Annotated in this window: 17 protein-coding genes and 1 riboswitch; of the genes, 7 read left to right on the forward strand and 10 right to left on the reverse strand. The window is 42.4% G+C overall.

Translation table 11 applies throughout. The features are described from left to right. Window positions 1–47: 47 nt before the first annotated feature. Window positions 48–1424, reverse strand: coding sequence for a 23S rRNA (uracil(1939)-C(5))-methyltransferase RlmD (gene rlmD / locus HMPREF0868_RS07625; protein WP_012994164.1), 1377 nt, complete (start codon window positions 1422–1424; stop codon window positions 48–50). A gap of 219 nt (window positions 1425–1643) precedes the next feature. Beyond that, a complete protein-coding gene (locus tag HMPREF0868_RS07630) occupies window positions 1644–3074 on the reverse strand; it encodes an NCS2 family permease (protein WP_012994165.1) in 1431 nt (476 codons plus the stop codon). Between the two features lie 57 nt (window positions 3075–3131). After that, window positions 3132–3232: riboswitch (purine riboswitch) on the reverse strand. Window positions 3233–3424: 192 nt separating this feature from the next. Here HMPREF0868_RS07630 and HMPREF0868_RS07635 point away from each other — a divergent pair. The 4 genes from HMPREF0868_RS07635 (at window position 3425) to HMPREF0868_RS07650 (ending at window position 8004) form a co-directional block, all read left to right on the forward strand. Next, window positions 3425–4402: a glucosaminidase domain-containing protein gene (locus HMPREF0868_RS07635; RefSeq protein WP_081470292.1), complete on the forward strand. Its 978-nt coding sequence runs from the start codon at window positions 3425–3427 to the stop codon at window positions 4400–4402. 148 nt (window positions 4403–4550) lie between these two features. After that, the gene (locus tag HMPREF0868_RS07640) at window positions 4551–5915 is read left to right on the forward strand and encodes a TrkH family potassium uptake protein (protein WP_012994168.1); all 1365 of its coding nucleotides are present in this window, start codon (window positions 4551–4553) and stop codon (window positions 5913–5915) included. A 91-nt stretch (window positions 5916–6006) separates the two neighbouring features. Then, window positions 6007–6666 (forward strand): potassium channel family protein, encoded by a 660-nt coding sequence (locus HMPREF0868_RS07645; RefSeq protein ID WP_012994169.1) that lies wholly within the window; start codon window positions 6007–6009, stop codon window positions 6664–6666. Between the two features lie 207 nt (window positions 6667–6873). Continuing rightward, window positions 6874–8004, forward strand: coding sequence for a hypothetical protein (locus HMPREF0868_RS07650; RefSeq protein ID WP_012994171.1), 1131 nt, complete (start codon window positions 6874–6876; stop codon window positions 8002–8004). A 141-nt stretch (window positions 8005–8145) separates the two neighbouring features. Here the strand turns inward: HMPREF0868_RS07650 and HMPREF0868_RS07655 are convergent, their stop codons facing one another. The 5 genes from HMPREF0868_RS07655 to dgt form a co-directional block, all read right to left on the reverse strand. Then, complete coding sequence (locus HMPREF0868_RS07655; protein ID WP_012994172.1) at window positions 8146–8694, reverse strand: hypothetical protein; 549 nt, start codon at window positions 8692–8694, stop codon at window positions 8146–8148. Next, the gene (locus HMPREF0868_RS07660; RefSeq protein WP_012994173.1) at window positions 8691–11072 is read right to left on the reverse strand and encodes a heavy metal translocating P-type ATPase; all 2382 of its coding nucleotides are present in this window, start codon (window positions 11070–11072) and stop codon (window positions 8691–8693) included. Before HMPREF0868_RS07660 ends, HMPREF0868_RS07655 begins: the two co-directional genes overlap by 4 nt. Before the next feature lie 21 nt (window positions 11073–11093). Then, window positions 11094–12305: a GTPase HflX gene (gene hflX / locus HMPREF0868_RS07665; protein ID WP_012994174.1), complete on the reverse strand. Its 1212-nt coding sequence runs from the start codon at window positions 12303–12305 to the stop codon at window positions 11094–11096. Next, entirely contained in the window at window positions 12292–13047 is a 756-nt protein-coding gene (locus HMPREF0868_RS07670; protein WP_012994175.1) for a pyroglutamyl-peptidase I, read from the reverse strand. The genes hflX and HMPREF0868_RS07670 overlap by 14 nt, the downstream gene beginning before the upstream one ends. A 165-nt stretch (window positions 13048–13212) precedes the next feature. Next, a complete protein-coding gene (gene dgt, locus HMPREF0868_RS07675) occupies window positions 13213–14868 on the reverse strand; it encodes a dGTP triphosphohydrolase (RefSeq protein ID WP_012994176.1) in 1656 nt (551 codons plus the stop codon). A gap of 146 nt (window positions 14869–15014) precedes the next feature. Here dgt and HMPREF0868_RS07680 point away from each other — a divergent pair, with 146 nt between their 5' ends. Continuing rightward, window positions 15015–15746 (forward strand): DUF3783 domain-containing protein, encoded by a 732-nt coding sequence (locus tag HMPREF0868_RS07680; RefSeq protein WP_012994177.1) that lies wholly within the window; start codon window positions 15015–15017, stop codon window positions 15744–15746. Between the two features lie 247 nt (window positions 15747–15993). Here the strand turns inward: HMPREF0868_RS07680 and HMPREF0868_RS07685 are convergent, their stop codons facing one another. Continuing rightward, window positions 15994–17196, reverse strand: coding sequence for a ribonucleotide-diphosphate reductase subunit beta (locus HMPREF0868_RS07685; protein WP_012994178.1), 1203 nt, complete (start codon window positions 17194–17196; stop codon window positions 15994–15996). Further along, entirely contained in the window at window positions 17193–19727 is a 2535-nt protein-coding gene (locus tag HMPREF0868_RS07690; protein WP_012994179.1) for a ribonucleoside-diphosphate reductase subunit alpha, read from the reverse strand. Before HMPREF0868_RS07690 ends, HMPREF0868_RS07685 begins: the two co-directional genes overlap by 4 nt. 602 nt (window positions 19728–20329) lie before the next feature. On the opposite strand from HMPREF0868_RS07690, the gene HMPREF0868_RS07695 reads away from it, so the two are divergent. Beyond that, window positions 20330–20962, forward strand: a complete 633-nt coding sequence (locus HMPREF0868_RS07695) for a CarD family transcriptional regulator (RefSeq protein ID WP_012994181.1) — start codon at window positions 20330–20332, stop codon at window positions 20960–20962. A gap of 89 nt (window positions 20963–21051) precedes the next feature. Here HMPREF0868_RS07695 and pepF read toward each other — a convergent pair whose 3' ends face one another. Further along, entirely contained in the window at window positions 21052–22857 is a 1806-nt protein-coding gene (gene pepF, locus HMPREF0868_RS07700) for an oligoendopeptidase F (RefSeq protein ID WP_012994182.1), read from the reverse strand. A 118-nt stretch (window positions 22858–22975) separates the two neighbouring features. Between pepF and HMPREF0868_RS07705 the strand changes: the two genes are divergently transcribed. Next, window positions 22976–23554: a hypothetical protein gene (locus tag HMPREF0868_RS07705; protein WP_012994183.1), complete on the forward strand. Its 579-nt coding sequence runs from the start codon at window positions 22976–22978 to the stop codon at window positions 23552–23554. Window positions 23555–23599 lie beyond the last annotated feature (45 nt).

Consider the following 23599-nt stretch of genomic DNA (forward strand, 5'->3'; position numbering starts at 1 on the left):
GATAGACTTCGCTAAACCCTGCTACACAAGGGCAAAAATGCACCCACCTAATCAACCCTAGACATCAATACGACACTCTCCACATGTGGTGTTTGCGGGAACATATCAACCGGCTGTACATCGCCTGCATGATAGCCAGCCTTCAGCAACAGAGCCATATCCCTAGCCAAGGTCGCCGGATTACATGAAACATATACAATTTTTGCCGGCCGAACCGTCGACAAAGCCTCGATAACCTCAGTAGCCAAACCCTTACGTGGCGGGTCTACCACCACTACATCCGGAGCCAGCCCTTCAGCCACCCATTGCGGTATTACGGTTTCCGCTTTACCGCAGACAAATGAAGCATTATGTATACCATTAACCTCGGCATTACGCTCAGCCATTTCAATCGCCGCCGGCACAATCTCCACTCCATAAACAAATTTTGCCCGCCGCGCCAAATACAGCGAGATCGTCCCTATACCACAATAAGCATCGATAACCGTTTCATTACCCGACAAACCGGCCACCTCAAGCACAGTCTGATAGAGCTTTTCTGCCTGTAAAGTATTTACTTGTAAAAAGCTTTGCCAAGAAACCATGAAAGTCAGACCTCCGATTGTTTCCCGATAACAGTCACAACCATAAAGCACCCTACTTTCATGCCCCAAAATAACGTTAGTTGCCTGACAGTTTTTGTTCATTATCAGCCCAGTCAAATTGGGAATAGCCGAAACTATTTCCTGTGTAACATCTATTTCTTCCGGTAAAATCGCTCCATTAACGACAAAAATCACCATTATTTCACCGGTATGGAATCCGACTCTTACCCCAATATGGCGAAGCAAACCCCTACCGGTTTTTTCATCATAAGCCGTCCAGCCGTGACGATTAATCACTTGAAGTACGGTTTGAATTGTCCGATCAATAATAGGCAGTTGAATTTTGTAATCAGCTACAGGGATAAACTTATGCGAGTTTTGGCGATAAAAACCGCTGCAAAGATGACCAATTTTCCCAGCAATCGGGACTAAAGCTTTGTTGCGATAATGCCATGGCTCTTCCATACCTAAAGTATCTCTTACCGATATATCTCTAAGCTCCGGGAATTTCCCCAAGGTCCTCCGCACTTGGTCCTGCTTAAAAGTAAGTTGATACTGATAATTCAGATGGGCCAAAGCTAAAGTTCCATCTCTCAGTTCGGAACTAACCTGAGCGCGACGGTCGGAGGTTGTATAGCGTTCAACCACTTTGGCGAAAGCATAGTTTTTTAAAGGACGCACTATCCGGGCCCGTACTCTTTCGGGGGGTAAGGCATCAGGCAAAAATAGTGGATAGCCATTGACCTTGGCCACTCCCAGCCCTTCGTGTGTCAAATCCTCTATTATAACGTCCATTTCTTGATTTTTAACCGGAGAATACAGGGAATTTTTGTTCGCCATAGTGCCATCCTTTGCTGCTAGTTGCTGTTGATTCGCTAATCCACAAATATATCTTTATTTTACACTACCTCTTCCTCATAAAACAGCCGCGAGTCGAGCCTTCGTTCCCGGCCAGGACAGCTGCCGCTAGTTCACCATCCAGCAAAAAAATAGGCAGTGCCGACAACCCTCAAAGATGCTTTTTGCCGACACTGCCCGTATGAAATTTTTAGCTACATTTTACAGCAAAGAGAGAATGACAAAATTAAGGATGAACAGCGCTGTCGCTACCCATAAAATCGGATGTATGTCCTTCGCCTCTTTTTTAATCAACTTTATCAGGCAGTAAGACATAAAGCCAAATGCGATTCCATAGGAGATGCTGTAAGCGAAGGCCATGAAAATAGCAGCGAAGAAGGCGGGAATTGCCTCAGTCAAGTCATGCCAGTCAATCTCTTTAAAAGCCGACATCATCATAACACCGACCATAACCAAGACAGGCGCGGTAGCCTCAGCCGGAACAATACCTACCATCGGAGCAATCAAGATGCTCAACGCGAACATTATCGCCGTCACCACCGAGGTCAAACCTGTGCGCCCACCAGCACCGATGCCGGCAGCAGATTCAACATAAGTAGTTGTATTGGAAGTACCGAAAACCGCACCGATAGAAGTAGCAATCGCATCGGCAAATAACGCGCGATCCATTTTCGTCTTAAAACCGGAAGACTCGAGCATTCTTTCCTCGTCTTCTACGCTAAAAATACCGGATACACGTCCGGTTCCAATAAATGTTCCAATCGTATCAAAGGTGTCAGACAGAGAAAAGGCAAAAATTGTCATCAAAATTTTAGGCAACTTTTCAATGTCCGTAAATAATGACTGAATACCAGGATTGCCGAATGCCGCTCCGAAAGTGACTCCCAATTCCGCAAAAGACTTACCGATACCCGTTGAAACGCCGAAATTGGCCAAATTAGTAACTCCCATCGGTATACCTATCAAGGTAGTCGCGATAATTGAGATAATAACAGCACCTTTTACCTTAAGCACCAGTAAGAAAATTGAGATAACCAAACCGATCAAAGCTAATAAAACATGGGGCGTATTGAAATTGACCAAAGCCGGCACAGCGGAAGAGTTACCGATAACCGTCGCATCGGCCGGTGTTTTGCCTAAAAATTGATAAGTTCCCGGATTTAAAGTAAAGCTGAATAATCCTGCGTTTTTCAAACCAATATAGGCGACAAATACGCCGATACCAGCTCCGATGCCGTTCTGTAAATTGGTCGGGATCGAACTGATCAGCATTTTTCGAACTTTGGTGACGGTTATGAGAATGTTAATCAAGCCGCAAAGGAAAACCATAGCCATTGCTTCTTGCCATTTAAAGCCAAGGCCGAAACATACCGTGTAGGTGAAAAAAGCGTTAAGCCCCATACCTGCCGCTTGCGCATAAGGCACATTGGCAAAAAGTCCCATAACCAAGGTTCCTATGATCGCCGCAATAACGGTGGCCAAGAAAACACCGCCGGCCGGCATCCCGGTCTGACTCAAAATCGCAGGGTTAACAAAAAGTATGTACGACATCGCAAAAAATGTCGTCAATCCGGCTACTACCTCTCGCGAGAAAGTAGTACCATTTTCGCGTAAACGAAAAAACTTATCCATTCAAACTCTCCTTTTGCCGTCGTGGCGGTGAAATAATATTCATCAAAACGCACAATACAAAAGAAAAGCTGAACCAATAGTCGAACGAGACTTGGCGTTCGGTAGAAACTTTGGGACCGTGCTTCCCAGATTATATTGGCAATTTTTCATGAATATGGAACATATTCTAGCAGCAATTACATTCAGACGCAAGCAGGTATGTTTCAAATTCAGTTATATTTCAAATTGTGATGTGTTTTAAAATGCAGAGGTTATTTTTCCTGTGGCACGCAATATTTTACGGCCAACCAGTAACCTCGCATACTCAGCCATGTAACGTTTCCTACCCAAAATTATGGTAAAATTCAACTATGAAAAAGCGAAATTCACCCAACCGACTTCAGATCACAGATGTTCAGACGACACCGCCCGTTCGTAATAATCATACTGCAAGCAGGCACCGGCATCGTTTAGTCCGTAGCCGATATCGGCGCATAGTTTATTTAAGTGGCGCCTGCATCACACTTCTCGTTCTGGCAGTGTTGTGGCTAATGGGCTCAGCCCACGGCGTTACCGAACCTTCCTTCGGCAACAGTACTTTGCCTTTGCCGCCAGAAGTTCAGGCACGGTTGCAACGTGAACAGCGTCGTCCCAGCCCCTCTTCACCCACCAGCGCCAACGCGGCTGACAGCGACAACGGCGATACCAATGATGCCAACGCGGCCGGATCTGGATCAAGGTCTGGATCAAAGGACGATTCAATATCCGCGCCAGGTTCAGCGTCCGGCGACAAGTCCGGAACAAAGGGGCAGATCGACTATCCTCACAAAGTTTTCCCCGAAAAAGAGTTGCCGATTTTACATGCACCTCGCACCTCAGTTCGGGCTATGCAAGCCTTTGCTAAGTCGAGAAATGCTGCTCCTCTATTTGTCAAACTTGCGCCGAAATTTTTTACTCTGGCCACAAAAGCCGGAGTTGATCCCTTGGTTGCCTACTGCCAAGCTGCTTTAGAAACCAATTTCATGCATTTCACCGGAGTGGTAACCGCCGACCATCACAATCCCTGCGGTTTGAAAACCACTGTAGGCGGCGGCGATAAAGAAAAAGCCGCTCATACAGTTTTCCCAGACTGGGATACAGGGATCCGTGCCCAAGTTGAACATCTTGCCTTATACGCCGGAGCAGAAGGCTATCCGTTAGGACCTGCACACACCGCTGACCCAAGGCATTTTGCTTATTTGCACGGCAAAGCACCCATGGTAGAAGATCTAAGCCGCAGGTGGGCACCAGCAGCCGATTACGGCCAACTGATTCGCGGTTTAATGGAACAAGCCAACAGCTTTAACTAAATTTTACCGCCTTATTTTATCGTGATATAATCAAGGAGTTTCTAGGCAGAACTAAGATTTGCTACGGCTACGTACGGCGAACTTATTGAACAATCTATCGATAAATTATATTTAAGTTGATAAATTATATTGAAGGAATTGCAAGTATATGTATCATATTTCACCATCTCGCAAAATCGCCTTATCCTTCTTCCTAATTATTGTAGCAGGCTCAATCCTCCTGTATCTGCCTTGGCTACAACAACCCGGACAACATGTAAGCTTTTTAGATTGTTTTTTTACTGCAACCAGTGCTACATGTGTTACCGGACTAAGCAGCGTAACCATTGCCACGGCATTCAATAACTGGGGACATCTGGTAATCATGCTGTTAATTCAATTCGGTGGCCTTGGCTTTATGACAATTATGGCCGGTTTCATTCTTCTGTTGAAAAACCGTATTTCTCTGACCCAACAATTAGCCGTGCGTGATCTACTCAATCGCCGCGGCCTGTTCAACATCAACTCTTTTCTAAAAGAAATCGTCTTGATCACTATTTTTATTGAAAGTTTCGGTGCTGTCTTTATGAGCATCGCCCTGATACCCCAGTTCGGAATTTTACACGGAATCTGGCAGGCCGTTTTTCTGGCTGTAAGTGCTTTTTGCAACGCCGGATTTGATATATTGGGCTCAACAAGCCTGATCGCTTACCGCGACAACTGGCTAATTTGTGGTATAGTCATGCTTTTGATCACTATCGGCGGCATCGGTTTCGCGGTCTGGTACGATGTAAAAGAATACTATGCTAATTTACGTCTGCGTCGGCAAAAAGAGCTGCCGCGCAGAGCTTGGCAATCACTTTCCACCCATTCCCAAATCGCCCTCATCGCTTCCGCAGTTTTAATTGTCCTTCCCGCCTTGCTTATTTTGCTACAAGAAACCACCAATCCCAAGACCTTAGCCGGCGAAACTTACGGTGGCAAAATATTGCAAGCCTTGTTCCAGTCAGTCACCTTGCGGACCGCCGGTTTTGCTTCCGTAGATATCGGTTCACTAACCTCGGCCACCAAATTGCTCATGTTACCGGTTATGTTCATCGGCGGCTCCCCCGGCGGCACAGCAGGCGGAATAAAAACCACCACCGCCGTTTTAATCTTCTGCTTTATAATCAGCCTTATAAAAAATCGTGCCCATGTTTCGATATTCAAGCGTACAATACCTACCGCCCTCCTTCACAAAAGCTTGGCTGTTGGTGGAATCAGTGTGGTATTTTTGAGTATCAGCATATATTTATTAAGCTTAACCGAAACTGCTCCGATCTTCGATTTGGCATTTGAGGCTGTCAGTGCTTTAGCGACGGTTGGCCTGAGCACCGGTATCACCGCCACTTTGAGTGGTTGGGGGAAATTAATCATTATCATTCTGATGTTTGCCGGACGCATCGGTATCGTTACCCTGATTTTTTCTCTCATTGATCCGTCTGAAGTCGTCAGCCGCCGCCAATACCCGTCCGGGCACGTTTTGGTCGGTTAAACGCCGGGAGATTCATACGCAACAAACTGTCGCCTTGACCTCCTCCCATCGCCCGCAATCTTACAAAACATAGAAAGTTTAAGGAGATATTATGAAAAGAAATAAATTATACGGTGTTCTCGGCTTAGGAGTTTTCGGATCCACCATTGCCCAGACCTTGGCCGAAAAAGGCTATGAAGTGATTGCCGTAGATAAAGAAGTCGCCTGCGTCGATCGTCTAGCCGAGTCCGTTGCCCAAGCCAATATAGCCGATATTACCGACATCGAGCAATTGAGGGAAATAGGGATCGGCAACTGTGATATTGTTGTCGTAGCGGTAAGTTCACAATTGGAAGTCAGCCTTATGGCGATTCTTAATTTACAGGAGTTAGGCATCCCTTATATTTTAGCCAAAGCCAAAAATAAAAAAGCCGTGCAAATACTCACCCGCATCGGAGTTAACAAGGTGGTAAGACCTGAACACGATATGGGTGAACGAGTGGCCAAATCGTTGATGTCCCAAAATATAATTGATGTCATTGATTTGGATGAAAATTACAGTATTGTCGAGATGCATCTGCCGAACAGCTGGGTTGGACATTCGATAATTGACCTCGACGTACGCAACAAATACGGAATAAATATTCTCGGCATACGTGAGCCTGATGATACGGCTCTGACGATTAACTTTGATATTCATAAACCGCTTGCCGCAGATATCACACTTTATGTTATCGCCCCCACCGCAAAATTGAACAAATTTAATTTCTGATCGAACAAAATATTAACCTTATTCGGGGTAATAAATGCTGACAGTTGCCTTGTTAACTCGTTTGCGCCCACTTTTCATCGCAAAATGTGAAAAAATCTCAACATTTTTTCCGTTTTGCCACAAATCTTGTTGATTTCTTCATCAAAGTGTGATAAATTATGTGTAACAAATGATTCTTCGCATTTACAAATTCTAGGAGGAATAATTATGAACAAAGGATTAAAAGTATTGTCAGCCGTATTGACAATGTCCATGGTTCTTGCTTCCGGCGTTTTCGCTGTTGATGCAGAATGGAAAAAGGATGAGCTCAATCTCCTGAAGGACTACGGTTTTGCTATGCCGACCGAAACCAAAGAAGTCAAGAAGGACGTTCTCTACAAAGAACTCGTTGACGACGATTTCAAAGCTTCTCTCAAGGAGTACGACAAGGCTTTGTCATCTGTTACTACTGATGCCCAAACCATCCAAGCCTTGGGCGACGCACGTTGCCACGCTCAGTTCGATCTCGATTCTGCCAACAACCAAATTCTGGCAACCCGTAAATTCATGGAGTTGGCCGGCAAAGGCTTCAAGAAATACGATGCTGTTTTAACTTACAAAGCTGCTAACGCAGATAAAACCGCTTTGGAAGATGCTACTGCAGCAGTGAACGGAAAAACACTTTTCAAAGTTGATGCTGACAAGTTGGATAAACTCGTAAAAGATAATGCCAAACTTGTCAAAGCTGCTCCTGCTGATAATGCCGATAAAAAATTTGAGAAATGGTTAGACACAACTGCAAATGTAAACTTTAAAGATCTCGGAATCGACTTACCTGGTAGCGAATCCAATGGCAAAAAGTTGGAAGCAAACGTTAAAGCAATCAAAGATTTGAGCGAAAAAGTCACAAAACCAGCATATGGCAAAGTAATTGAAAACGTGTCAAAATACGAGGACAGAAGCTCTGCTGACACCGTTGTTTCTAACCTTACCACCAAAGCTAAAGTATCTGCCGCTAAGATCAACCTGATCAACGATTTGGCTGAAAAGTACAAAGTAACCCTGCGTGCTTGCTCCTTAGCCGACTACACCGCTAAAGTACCCGGCAAAGCCGCTGCTAAGAAAGATGCTGCTAAGAAAGACGATGTCCCGAACACCGCTTCTTACTTCACCATCTATGTACCGACCTGTGAATTTGCTGCTCCTGCTGTAAAATACTACGGTGCTGCTCAAGTTTACGAAAAAGCTCTTCGTCGTCCTTTGGTTTGCAAGAAAGTTGAAACCAAGACTGTTGAAGTTCCGAGATTCACCTTTGATGAACTCACCGCTTACGATGTAGCTTGCTGCTGCTGCAAATAATCCCATATCTGACAAAGTTAATGAAAGCACCTTCTCAATTAAAGAGAGGGTGCTTTTTTGTAAGGACTTTTTAGAAGATGACGCTTTTACGGCAACTCTCGACACAGTAACTCTCTTCTAAGGTAGCTCTCGTTCTTGTTCTCACTCTCCCTCTCGCGCCTCAGTTACCACTTTCTGATATGCTAATCTAGCCTGCCCGTCTGCCAAATATATAACGCCGCAGTACACATAGCCACGTGTGGACAACAGTTTTTGCATAATTTTATTATCGCGGTGTGTATCAACTCTTATATTCTTTGCGCCCTGTTCGCTGTACTCAAAAACCGCATTAAAAACTCCCCGCCGTTTACCGTTGCTGGCCAACCTATGCACCACCACATAAGGATCAGAATTTAGCCAAGCTCCGGATTCAATTCTCGCATAAGTCGGATCTGGGCCTTGCAATAAAGAAAAAGTTCCGCAAACTGCACCACCCGTGTCAACGACGACAAAACTGTTACCATTAACCATATCTTGCCATAGAGTGCTCGGCAAAGGATGCGTGTCCCCCCATTGATTCGGGTTACCGTTTTTTTTCATTATCCCTCGGGCAACGACAAAAGTCTTCTCAATCTCCGGCTGATCATCTATCTGCGCTGGCCTAATATATAAGCCATTTTCAGCCTTCCACAGTCCTCCTACCACCTTCATTTCTTCAGCTTTCCCCGCCACAGCCGCAAACGCAAAGCATTGGTTACCACGAATATCGAGCTGCAGCTCATTGCTAAAGCCGCCAACATTGGCGTAAGCCGTATCCCTGTCCACGGATAAAAAATCCCAGCTGCAAGTGGAATCCCCAGCACATTATAGGCAAAGGCCCAAAATAAATTTTCCTTTATATTACGCAATACAGCCCGGCCCAACTTCACCGCAACCACCAAATCCGTTAACTTCCCATGCATCAAAACAACATCCGCCGCTTCTATCGCGATATCAGTTCCACCGCCGATTGCCACTCCTACATCAGCCTGCACCAAGGCCGGCGCATCATTTATCCCGTCTCCTACCATAATGACAATTTTCCCACACTTCTGCAATTCTGCGATTCTGGCAGCTTTTTCTTGCGGCAAAACCTCGGCTACCACTTCATCAACTTCAACGGCCTTCCCTATTACAGCCGCCGTATATTTGTTATCCCCCGTAATCATCAAGGTAGCCAAACCCAAGTGCCGCAGACATTTGACTGCCGCCGCACTTTCCGGTTTCACAACATCTGCCACAGCAATCACCCCAGCAATCACCCCTCCGCTGCTGAAAATCAGCGGTGTTTTTCCCGCAGCAGCCAAACTTTCCGTTACCGCTTGCCATTCCCCAAGATCAATTCCTGCCTTTTCCAACAACCGCCGATTGCCACCCAAACACTCCGTTCCCTGTATTTTGGCCTTGATACCACCACCCGGCACTTGAACAAAACTCTCAAGACTGAAAACCGTATGGTCAATTTTCGCCTTGGCAGCTGCCGCCATAATCGCTCCAGCCAAGGGATGCTCCGACTTGACTTCCAAAGCAGCGGCCAATTGCAACAGCTCCGCTTCAGTCACCCCCTTATTCGGCAAAACATCCGTGACCTCAGGTCTGCCATACGTGATTGTTCCCGTTTTATCCAACACCGCAAAATCAACCTTGGCCAAACGTTCAATCTCCGCCGCTGACTTAAACAAAACCCCCTTCCCGGCACCGACCCCGGCTCCAACTGTTATAGCGGTAGGAGTCGCTAGACCCAAAGCACACGGGCAGGAAATTACCAAAACACATATCGCAAAATTCAGAGCCGTAGCCGCTGCCGCCCCAGCCAAAAGCCAGCCTATACCGGTAAGTACGGCCAAACCAATAACAACCGGAACAAATATTCCGCTGACCTTATCCGCGATTTTAGCAATTGGAGCTTTGCTTAAAGTAGCTTCATCTACTGCACGAATAATTTGCGCCAACATAGAGTCTTCCCCGAGACGAGTAACTTTCACATGCAAATAGCCGCTCAAATTAAGCGTTGCGCCATTGACGGTATCACCAGTTTTGCGACACACAGGCAAACTCTCCCCGGTAAGCATCGATTCATCAACCGTTCCGCTCCCCTCTACCACAAGCCCGTCCGCTGCAATAACTTCCCCGGCTTTGACCAAAATAATATCACCCAAGCCAAGTTTTCCCACCGGTTTCTCTGTCGGCACCCCATCCACCAAAACAGTTGCTCGTGGCGGTACCAAGCTGACCAACTTACCGATCACTTCAGAACTTTTCCCTTTAGCCCTGATTTCCAAAAAATTGCCCAGCATAATAAGCAACAAAATTGTCCCGGCCGATTCAAAATAAAGATTAGACACCAGCTTTACTGCTGCATTGAGTTCACAATGCCCAAGCTGATAGCCCATAATCGCCAATTCAACCCAACCATACAGCATCGCAGCTCCAGCACCTACAGCAATCAAAGAGTCCATATTCGGTGCCAAATAGTATAAATTCTTCAAGCCATGCAAAAAAATGCTGCGATTGATCAAACAGACAGCCAGCGATAACGCAAGCTGAATCAACCCAAAAACTAAACAATTCTCCGGCTCCAGCAAAAAATTTGGCAAAGGCCAATGCATCATATGCCCCATCGCAATATAAAAAAGCGGCAAGCCAAAAACCGCGGATCCAATTAGCCGTTTTTTTGTCATTCTGAGTTCAGCTGCCGTTCCTGCCATCCCTTTAGCTATCAGCTCAGCCGTTTCCGAAAGCATCTCAGGGCCGCCATTCGAAGTTTTCTGCCCCCGAGACTTAGACCGCGATCCGCCAGCAAAACTGCTGTCACACCTACCGTCCCTTGCCCGGCCACCCACCTCCTCCGCAGCATAACCGACCTTATCTACCTGGGAAATAATTTCTGCCACACCCGTTTTATCCGCCGCAAATTCGACCTGCATAGAGTTGGTAAGCAAATTAACGTTTGCCGTTCTGACCCCCTCCAATTGCCGCACTGCTTTTTCCACCCGCAATGCACAGGCCGCACAGCTCATACCACTTACCGTAAATTTTGCCTTTGTCATATTCCCTCAATTACCATTCCTTTAAACCCGCTTACGCCGCAAAACACTTCGTCTGCTTTCATAACACCGCTGCAAAATCAGCCGCCGCAGATCAGACAAGCCCTCACCATTTTTAGCTGAAATTTCGACACATGACGACTCGGCTTCCGTTGTATGATGGGCCAAGGCTGTCAACGCCGCCAACTGCTCCTGCTGCTCCGGCGAAGTTATCAAATCAACCTTATTTAACACAATAATTCCCGGAATCTTATCCGCGCCAAGTTCCCGTAAAAGCTTCTCCGCTACCTCAAACTGCCGCACCGCCTCTTTATCAGCTGCATTAACCACATGAAGTAAAATATCCGCCTCTGTCGCTTCCTGCAAAGTAGAATGAAATGCATTAATGAGCGTATGCGGCAACCGACGAATAAAGCCCACCGTATCTACCAAAACTGGCGCAAAATAACAACTGTAATCCTGCGTTACCGCAAAAATTTCTTCGCTTGTCACATTCATTTTACGAGCAGCCGGGTCAAGCGTCGCAAAAAGTTGATTGGCAGCAGTTAAATCGGCCTTGCATAAGTTGTTTACCAAAGTCGTTTTACCGGCATTGGTGTAGCCAACCACCGCCACCGTATAGCTCCCACTTCGCCGCCTAGCTGCACGCAACCGCTCACGATGCTCCGCTACGGAAACCAAATCATTTTTCAGCTGATTAATACGTCTATGAATGTGCCTCCGGTCACTTTCAAGCTTAGTTTCACCAGGCCCCCGTGTACCTATACCTCCGCCCAATCGCGAAAGTTCACCTTCCTCCTGCGTCAGACGCGACAACCTGTACTCCTGCTGAGCCAATTCCACTTGGATTTTCCCCTCTCGACTCTGGGCTCTTTTAGCAAAAATGTCCAAAATCACTAAAGTGCGATCAAGCACTCTAAGACCAGTCATTGCTTCCAGCCGCCGCATTTGCGAGCCTGTAAGCTCGTCATCACAGATTAAAATATCAGCCTCCAACTTCGCCCCTAAGTCCTTAATTTCATCAATTTTGCCCTTGCCAAGATAGAAAGCCGCTTCGCGTGCTGGCCTTAATTGAGTTACAACCGCCACAACCTCACCACCACAAGTTTCCGTCAAGGCCGCAAGTTCATCTAGCGAAGGCAGTACCTCTTTTTCTAAAGTTCTTTGATCCGGGGCTAAAGCCATCAATATTGCTTTTTCTTTACCTACTGTGAAAAGCGGTTTACTTTCTTTCATCATTATCTCCTTCGGCAACAATCTTTTGCAGACAAACTGCTAAGCCATCCTCCATCATTGTTAAACTCATACATGGAGCCTTCACGGCTAGGGTTTGTTCCGGTAAAAACGGGACATGCAAAAATCCCCCGCGCCACGCAGCTTTGCCGCCAAGTGAATTTTGCTCCGCCCAATACAGAATGTTATACATTATATAATTGCATACGTAAGTTCCGGCACTGTTTGAAATTTCAAACGGCACCCCAGCTGCAAGTCCCGCGTTCAGTATCGGCCTAATCGGCAAGGTCGCAAAATAAGCCGCAGCTCCATCACGCTGAATTTTTGCATCCTGTAATGTCATGCCGCAATTATCTGCTACAGCCGAATCCGCAATATTTATCGCAATTCTTTCCAAACTCAATTTGCAGCGTCCGCCAGCCTGACCCAAAGCCAATACCGCATCATATGTTCTTGGCCGCGCCTCGCACCTACCGCCACCGCCCCCAACATCTGCCTGAATACTTTCCGCATTGACTCCTCCAACTTTGCCATCGACTTCGCTTGGTTTCTCCGGTGTAAGAAGCTTTTGCTTTAGCAGTTCACTTGCTCGCAAAAATTCTGTCGGCAAAAAAAGTCGATCAGTCTTAACGCTTTCCGGCAAATTAGCCTTACGCCGAACCTCATCTAATCGATTCAATAAAATCTCGGTCGGGTTAATCTTTTCTCCGCCAAATGCATTGAACGCTGTCAGCAAAATACGCATGTTTATTTCCTCCACTTACTGTTACCGCTCTTACCCCGCCGTCATCGCCGGGCTGCTGCCACTCCTCCTACGACCTACGGGCTGTTGCCGAGCTGTTGCCGCCGCTGTTGCCGGACCGTGGCAGCTGCGGTTGCTAGATTTCATACACATTCATCACAACCCACTTCAACCGCGCAGTTGATTCAATAAATTCTTAGCATAGCCGTCCGTCATTCCGGAAATATAGTCAGTTACCAGCAACAACCGCAAATACAACTTTTCACTCTCCGGCCGCCCTCTACTGCACCGCCGGTAGCACTGAATATAGTTATCCGAAATTATATCGATCAATCTTTGCTGCACCGGATCCAACGCCTCTTCCGTATCAAAATTAACACAGGCAGGAACAAATAAATCCAACAACCCTCCAATAATAGAGTTAGCTGCCAACTCAAGTTTAATAATTTGCCGCGAATGAAAAACATATTTATATGCAATCGCCCCCAGTGCGGACAAAACCGGATCAGCAATTGTTCCGGTAGAAAGCTCCGATTGCCATTGCCCGCTCATTATCGCCATATAATTGACAACAAAATTTTTGGCCACCGTTTTCGCCAAAACATCTCGCAAAAAATCGAGCCACTTCTGCAAAGCATATAAATCTCTTTCCGGCAGCTTTCGCGCACTAGCCAACCTACGCTCCATTTGCAACCGCTTTACAAGTTCCGTATATCCATCGCACTGCTCCTCAGAATAGCCATATTTATTTTTCGAATTAAAATTTCGCAACTCCTTATACAACAAGTCAAAATTAAATTTGTTCTTCTTAAAAGCATCTTCAATATCCGCCGTGCGATAAGCTATATCATCTGCCGCTTCCAGCAAAAACGTCAACGGATGCCGACAAGCGCGTGGAATCGCCATGTTTGCCAAAAAAGTCAGTTGATTGTCCGAAGCCGCCTCACTTTCAGCCAAATTCACCCCTCTGCCGACCTTTATTCCCGTACCCAAATTATTAATCAATTTAGAAAAAATATCTTTTTCCGCCATAAAATAGCCCAGTTTGTGACGCGTGATATCCGCAGCGGCAGAATTGACCTCAAGCGACGAAACCGGATATTTCATCAAAATATGCAAAAGTGAAAACGGTAAGTTCAACCCCCAACCTTCAGCCGAAAAATGAAGTTTTGTCAGCACCCTCAGACCTTGAGCATTACCGTCAAAATTGTATAAATCCTCCCTCATAGCCGCAGACAACACCGAAATTAATGGACATCCTTTAAAAGTAAGTTTCGGCAAATGCTGCCGGAACCAAAGCCTTATCGTAGTTTCCCCATAATGACCAAACGGTGGATTGCCAATATCATGGATCAAGCCCGCACAAAGTAATAAATCCGAAATAACTGCTTTCTGACTGCTGGTTGGCGTTACAAACTGATCCGCCATATCACCTAAAAGCCTTCCCACCATTTCACCTAATCGTTTAGCTAAAGAGGAAACTTCCAAAGAATGTGTCAGACGTGTACGCACAAAGTCACTGCTATCAAGCGGAAACACCTGTGTTTTATCCTGCAAACGACGAAAAGATGCGCTAAGCAAAATTCTTTGGTAATCCCCGGCCAATCCTTCATCTCCGGCATTGACACTTTCAGCTCTCTGTATACCATTCAAATTCGCAGGTGAGCTCCCATCTGAACCCTCGGAATCCGCAGGCGAGCTCCCCCGGATGCCACCGATATTTTTTACTTGTCCGAAACTGCTTTGCCTCAGCAATAGCAACAAGTTATCCCAATTCATAAATTCATTATATTTTTTATTATCCGCAGTTTTATTTTTTATCACACCATCGTCCCTATCCCGGTGATTTTATGCACTAGCTTGCCTTTTGCAAGTTGCGCCAATATTTAAAGTTTATCATAGCTTTGCTTTACGCGACATAATTAGCCCAAATACGTTATAATGAGTGTAACATTTTTTAGGGGGAACATATGTCAACTCCATTTCTTTTAATCTATGGTTATCCGGAAGCTACACCCGTTGGGGCCGCTCTTACCAAACTTTTACGCCAAGCCAATATTGCTTATCATCATTTAAGCTCATTATTGCTAGATAAACTAATCGGTGATATCGTTAATGAACTCGACAATATAACTAACGATGCTGCTCGCCAATGCACCGCAGACTCCCCCTTAAAATCAAACGACACTCCCATCGTCAACAATACTGAGACTGCCGCCAACCCCGCTTTGCCAACCAATCAAACCGACATCAACGGCCAAAATAATGAACCGACCTCGTCCTTTGAATACAGCCTGAGCAAATCTCGCGACAGCCACCCCTTCATCCTATTTTGCAACATGGATAAGTCACTAGTCATGCAATTACTTACCACCTTTTCACAAAATAATGTCCGTCCCATACCACTTAAAGCAGTACTAACTGAAAACAATCGTGCTTGGACCGTCAGACAATTAATAACCGAGCTGAAAAATGAAAACGCTTATATAAACACTTATCAAAAGCTCCGTCAAGGTGTCGCTCTTCTAGAAGACCTGGATCGAACAACCTATACCTCAAGCAGCTGGCACAACTTACAAGAAGCAAAATTTGCTGCTAAAAAACTGCTTGAAAATTACCAAGACAACCGTCTTAGCGACTTAGAACAAGCTCTAAAACAGCTTACCAGTGCATATTTTTCTTTGCAAACCCTTGTCGATTGATATAAAAACAGCTCTTCTATAAATTAAACGCTTTGTCCCCATCAATCGCCGACCATCACCATGAGCTGTGCGATCAGGTGTGGCCCGCGCGATCAGGCCGGCCGAAGCGAGAACAGGCGCGGCCCCTGCGCGACCATGCGCGGCCCGCGAGAACAGGCGCGAGCTAGGAAAAAACACTTTCCTCTCCTTGCCGCACTTGCCCAAAGTCCTTGCCTCGCCACACCGAATACTGCCCGCCAGCAGTCGATCATAAATCATCAATCATTGCCGTTGACTTGGCATATGCTGTCGATTTAGCCTCAAAGAAGTCCGTTTTTACCATATTTGCATCACTATATTGGCTGATCCAGCTCATACTTGCCGGTTCACTGTGATTGTCAGGATATATGTAAGCGAAACCCAAATTTTGCGCTCGCAAATTTGCCAAATATTGAATATAATCCGTAACCATCTGACGCGTTAATCCGGGAATATCATCCCCCAAAACATAATGCCCCCAAGCAATTTCTTGCTCCGCGCCCTCTTTGATCATCGCACGATATTCTTCCACTAATTCAGCTGAAAACAAATCCGGTCTTTCAACCTGTAATTCAGACAAAATATTCCGAAATAACCACAAATGCGTATTTTCATCACGATTTATATACCGTATTTCCTGAACCGAGCCCGGCATTTTGCCATTTCTGCCCAAATTATAAAAGAACATAAAACCAGAGTAAAAATATATACCTTCCAAAATATAGTTTGCTACCAATACACGCATCAAATTTCGTTCAGACTGATCATTTTGAAACGCCATAAATAAATCACCGATAAATTTATTCCGCGCCAAGAGATGCTCATCATCACGCCACTGATATAAAATTTCCGTACGTTCATCAGGCGAACAAATAGTATCCAACATGTAACTATATGATTGACTGTGTACAGCTTCCTGAAACGCCTGAATCGTTAAACATAACACCGCCTCATTAGCCGTAATATATTGCGCTATAAACGGTACATTATTAGTCTGTAAACTATCCAAAAACACCAAAAACGACAATATCTTATCGTACGCACGCCGTTCAGCTACCGGTAAAGTTCTATACTGCTGAACATCAGTGCTCATATTAATCTCTTCAGGGATCCAAAAATTATTCATCATTTGACGATAAATATCACTAACCCATTTGTACTTAACATTGTTAAAATCATTTAAGTTAGTCGGATTACCACCGATCATCTTTTTTTTGTCAAGACCTATATCGCCTTTTTCATTAAAAAGGATTTTTTTCGTTATACGAGCATTTAAGCCTTCATTTTCCTTAAATGAACAACCTTCATTCGAGTAATGTATTTTTTTCTCCATAACCATTCTCCTATCTTTCATTACCGCCTGACCGCCTGTTAGACCACCTGCCCTGTTAAGCCGCCTGCTGCCGGTTAGCAAAATATTGCAGCCGATCAAGACGAACAGCTTTCACAGTCTTCCACTTCCAAAGCCAGACTACGACAATAATAAATGGTTTTTACGCCATTTTCCCATGCTTTAATAAAATATCCTAAAATTTGCCTAAAGGTAAGATTTTGCGTCACATATAAATTGAGTGATTGAGCTTGATCTATGTGACGTTGACGAACGCCAGCAGCTCTTACAGTCCATTCTTGATCTATCAAATGAGCTTCTTTATATAACCAATAAGTGTTTAAACTTAGTTCCGGAGCCACCCGAGGCATAATGACACCCTTTTTTTCCTCTAAGAAATACCGCTTCATTACCGGATCCAGCCCCGCTGTAGTTCCGGCTATAATTGATGTAGAACTTGTCGGTGCAATCGCAATAAGATATGCATTACGCAAACCATTTTTAGCCACTGCCGAGGCCAGAGATTGCCATTTTTCGTCGGTATAATTACGTAAAGTAAAGTATTCCCCCGTCGCCCAATCTGAGCCTTCAAAATATTTATATTTACCCTTCTCTTTAGCCAACTCCATACTAGTTTTTATTGCCGCATAATTAATTCGCTCAAAAATTTTATCGACAAATTGCAAATGCTCTTCACTTTCCCAAGCAATACCGTTTTTGGCCAACATATGGTGATACCCACTTATTCCAAGCCCAAGAGAACGATAAGCTTTATTAGTATGCTTAGCATAAGGCAAAGGATAAAAATTCAAATCAATAACATTATCCAAGGCTCGCACCACTGTTCCGACAATACTTTCCAATTCTTCCGGCCGTTTCATATCTATTCGTCCCAACGCAAGTGATGCCAAGTTACAAACCACAAAATCACCAGGTTTCGTCGTTTCTACCACCACTGTATCACCATTTTCATCTTTCAGTTCTAGAGATACCTGCTTTATCTCGGACATATTCTGACAAATTTCCGTACACAAATTGGAACAATAAATAATTCCTTTATGTTTATTTGGATTATTACGATTTACAATATCACGATTAAACGTAAATGGTGTTCCGGTTTCAACACACGACTTTAAAATAAGTCGCACCAACTCCTTTAAGGGAATTTCACGTTTACTTATCCTATTATCTCGGACACAATCAAGATACCGTTTTTCCCATTCTTCTCCGTAATAATCTTCCAACGCATAGCCTTTTACAGTCAAAACCTCGTGAGGACAAAGCAAATACCACGAAGAATTAATGTTATCTCTAACTTGACGCCAAAAAAGATCCGGGTAGCAGATGGCAGGAAAAATATCGTGAGCCTTCATGCGATCATCCCCATTGTTAGTACGCACTTGTAAAAATTCCGGCACATCTTTATGCCAAATATCTAAATAACACGCAACCGAACCTTGACGCATACCTAACTGATCAACCGCTACGGCAGTATCATTGGCTAACTTAACCCAACGAATTACCCCTCCAGCGACACCTTGAAATCCTCGTATAGATGAGCCAATAGCTCTGACCTTACCAAAATATAAGCCCATCCCCCCGCCAAATTTTGAAACTTGAGCAAAATTAGTAATGCTCCTATATATCCCCTCTAAAGAATCCGGAACAGTATCAATAAAACACGAGCTCAACTGATGATAAGGTTTTCTAGCATTCGACAAAGTCGGTGTAGCCATAGTAACTTGTAATTGACTCAGCATGTCATAAAATTTACGAACCCAGCCCATACGTTCATCACCATTTTTCTCATGCATTGCCAAATGTAAAGCTATACCTAAAAACATTTCTTGAGGAGTTTCAATTATTTGATGACGATAATTGTGAATAACATATCGCTTACACAACAAATCAAGCCCTGAATAATTTAGCAGCTTATTTCTTTCTTCGACGATAAAGCTTTCCGCAGTAGCAATCTCTTCCTTACTGTAAGATTGTAGTATATATCTTCCATATAGCCCTTCATTTTCAAGATAAGAGATTTTATCATACAGATTTCTTAGTTTGAATTGCTTACACACCTCGCCGATTTGTTCATTTATCTGGAGCATCATTAGTCTTGCTGCTATAAATTCCCACGCTGGTGCTTCTTGCGTAGTAAGTTCAACCGCAGCTTTAATTAGCATACGCATTGCTTCTTGAAACGGCATGTCTAATTTATAAAATGAATTAAATTTAGCCAAGAGAAGATCTAGGCTATAATTGTCCGATTTGTAGTCCTTTTGTATGCTTCTTAAAGTCTCATCCAATCCTTGAAATTTGACTAATTCAGTAAGTTGCCTACGCATAGTACGTTTTTGAGCTCTTTCCGAGCGATACAAAATATAGCTCTTAGCAACCTCATAATAACCTTCTTGCATAAGGATTTTTTCAACTAAATCTTGAACACGCTCAACTTTTAAAACATACCCATTAGCTACTTCCGTGTTAATCAATTTCTCAACTTTTTCTGTCAGTTTCAATAATTGATCATCATTAATAGGAACGTTTAAGCCATCAAAAGCCTTGGCCATAGCTGCGGTTATCTTAGCTGAACGAAAAGTTTCTATCTGTCCGTTGCGTTTTTCAATTTTCATTTTTCTTCCTCAACATATTGTAAAAATTAGTTAAATATAGTTATTTTCAGTCAATATCTAGTGTTTAGAGCATAATACTAGATATTTGTTTTCTAAGTAGTCACATATGCTCTATTTCTTTTTAGCACAAATAAATTTGTGCTACTATTAAATTGCAATTTTATTTCAGGAATGTTTCACGTGAAACATTCTGTAAAATTCAACTGCTAACTTACCAATTAAGTATTGCCGATAAAAAGCTCCGACCCAAGGTTCACCGCTATGGTCTCCGCTATGGTTCATAGCTACGGTCTCCGCTATGGTCTCCGCCAAGGTTCACCTAATGAAAGCCTAAGATAATACTCAGTGATGAAACTCTCCCAGCTAAAGCTCAATTGATGAAATTCATCTACCGATCTATATTACATCATCTTGTTTAGTGTGACCAGTTTTGCAAATTTCAAACATGCCAATACTGTTCACACTTTATTAAAGCTGATTTGTTAGCATAAATTTCCTAGTCATGCTATACTACAAGGTATATATAGGACTTATTTATTTCTTTTCTTTTTTTGTATATTATACTTGACACATATAGTATACTTACACTTGCGAGGTTGAATATGTATAATATCGGAGATTATATTATTTACGGCAATAGTGGAGTCTGCAAGGTGATTACTATCAGCAAAGCCCCTATTGAAGGTTTGAATCCCGAACGTGATTATTATACTTTGCAGCCTATTTTTGACAGTGTCATGATATACGTACCGATTGATACAGAAGTATTCATGCGTCCACTAATGACTGTATTGGAAGTTGAAGATCTTCTACGAAAAATACCGGATATAAAGGTATCCATTATATCTACCAACAACTCTACCGAGCTGGCCGGAGAATATCGTAAATTAATTAATTCACACAAATCCAAAGATTTGGTTCGTCTAATTAAAAGCATAAAGAAAAAAAACGTAAAAGCAGAAAAAGAAGGTCGGCGCATAGGATTAACCGACATGCGATTTCTTAAACAAGCTGAAGAACTTTTTTTCGGCGAGCTTTCAATTATTTTAGACATACCAATTGAAAATGTTTCAGAATATGTTTTGAAAAAAACGAAATGCCAAGATATTTTTGATCCCGGCAGTGTAAACTTAACACGTAAAGATGATCATCCGGCAGAAAAACGTTCAATTAATGATGACTTCGATTTAACAGCCCCGGAAAGTACAGATGATTATTCAGACCCTCTTTTTTGACACTTGTTCATAGTTACCCAATGCACAAAAACCAAACTTCAGCTAACGCAGAGTTTGGTTTTTGTGCTTATTTTTTACTTTGTTTTGCTTTACTTAAGCTTATCCATATATTCTTTAAACACTTTTAGGGTGTTTTCAATCGGCTTTGGTGTTGTCATATCGACTCCGGCTGCTTGCAAAGTTTCAATTGGATCTTTAGATGAACCAGAAGACAAAAATCCCAAATACCGTTTAACTGCCGCATCACCTTCGTTTAAAATGGCAGTAGCAAAAGCTGTTGCCGCAGCAAAACCGGTAGCATATTGATAAACATAAAAGTTATAGTAAAAATGAGGTATTCTTGCCCACTCATACGTAATATTCGCATCAAAATTTAATGATGGTCCATAGTATTTTTGATTTATATCACCATATGTTTTACATAAAAAATCTGCAGTAAGAACAATTTCATTTTGATCTGCCCGATGTATTTCCTGTTCAAACTCAGCAAATTGTGATTGCCTAAACATTGTTGCCTTTATTCGATCCAAGTAGTGATTCGCAATAAAAGCCCTTTCTTCCGGTTTGGTAAATTTTTTCAGAAGATAATTGCTTAATAGGTTTTCATTAGTTGTAGACGCAATTTCAGCTAAAAATATACAGTAATTGGCATATGGATAAGGTTGATTTTCCCAAGTCAAGTAACTGTGCATACTGTGACCAAGTTCATGCGCTAAAGTAAATAAATTTGACAATGTACCCTGCCAACTCAACAAAATAAATGGATTGGTTCCATAACATCCTGAAGAATATGCTCCACTTCGTTTACCCTTATTGTCAACCCAATCAATCCACTTATCCGTGAAAGCTTTTTTGAGTCTTGAGGTATATATTTCACCTAACGGATTCAATGCTTCACAAATAATTTCTGCCGCTTTTTCAATTGTAAAACTTATATCTACATCTTTAATTATCTTAGGATAAAGATCATATGGATACATATCCGACAACTCAAGCTTATTTTTTCTCATACTAACATATTCGTGTAAAAGTGGAAGATTATCATTTATTGTTTTTAAAAGATTAATATAAACATCTTCAGGAATATGATTTTTAAATACCGCAGCTTCTCTAGCTGAACCAAATCCTCTCAATTTTGCATCTAAATTATGCAATTTAACTATACTCCCCAAGGTAGCTGCAAATGTATTAATATCATTTTTATATGATGTGTGCAAAGATTTAAAGGCTCCCGCCCTAATCGAACGATCTGGGCTTTCAATTAACCTACCATAACTGCTGTGAGTAACTTCATGTATATTTCCATTTGCATCCGCAAAACTTTCAAAAGAAATATCTGCATTATTTAAAGCCGCGAAAACAGTTGAGCCTGTATTCATAATCGGACTGAGCATAGCCAATAATTTTTCTTCATTTTCAGATAAAGTGTGTTTTTTCAAGCGACGAATATTATCAAACCACTTTTTGTAAAGCTGTAAATTTTTATTTTCTGCAAGAAATTCACTCAATTTACTTTCATCCATAGCCATTAATTCTGCTTTTACAAAAGCAAGTGCAGCATTTACATTAGCCGCGAATTCATTTACCTTGGTAAAATTCGCTTGATTAAAGGAATTTCCAGTGTCCTGATCTTTTAATAGATGAACATAAATTAGCAATACATCTAAACGTTGCTTAAACCTCATTAATTTTGTTAAAAATTCATTTAATACGGATGATTTTTCTCCCAACCGTCCTGCAAACTTACAAATTTTATCTAACTCATCTCTAACAGCAATAAATTCTTTTTCAAACTCTTTCTCTGAAGAAAAAATAGCTTTAGTGTTCCAAGTGTATTTTTCATTAACTTCGCTACGCAAAGGCTGTTTATTTGATAACTTAAACTTATTAATCATAATGAAATACCTTCTTTAATCAAAAATTTTTATTTCAGTAATTTCGTCCATTTTACCACGTTTTTTTATATGATAAAATTATCATATAAGTTAACCATAATGAGAGGATGCAAGTTTAATGTCAGAATTAGTTTTATTTCTTATTAAACTTTTAGGCTTATTTCTAACTGTATCAGCTTCTATAATCCTAATATATCGGCATGAAAAGCTTCATCCTGATAAAAAATTTGATTTTAATTGGTATGCTTTTTATGTTGTTTATTTTTGTCTGCTATATTTTTATATATTTTTATGGCATAAAAATATAGCATATTCGGCTGTTAATAATACCGCCGACATTTTTAGACAAATTCACACTAATCCTTTTATTGACTTATCAAACGATTGGGAACAGGTTTTAATTTCTTCCCAAGTTGGACATGATAATGAATTAATGCAATTTTTCTTTCACTATGTCTTAGGTTTCTTATCTTTAATGCCATTTGCTGACTTCATTTATAGTTTCTTTTGCGTTAATCGAAGGAACACTTTTGCTTTAATTTTTATTTTCTCATTGTGTATAGAAATTATTCAACTAATAATTTGCCTTGTCATCAAATCTAATATTTATTTTATCGGATTGACAGATACTTTAATAAGCAGTATAGGAGCAGCTTTTTTTCTATTCATAACCTACATATTGCGAAAAAAAGTATAACATTAATTTAATTCGATATATAAAGTTTCAGACTGTATTTGCAAC

The organism is Mageeibacillus indolicus UPII9-5, from assembly GCF_000025225.2.
In the GTDB taxonomy this organism is placed as follows: domain Bacteria; phylum Bacillota; class Clostridia; order Saccharofermentanales; family Fastidiosipilaceae; genus Mageeibacillus; species Mageeibacillus indolicus.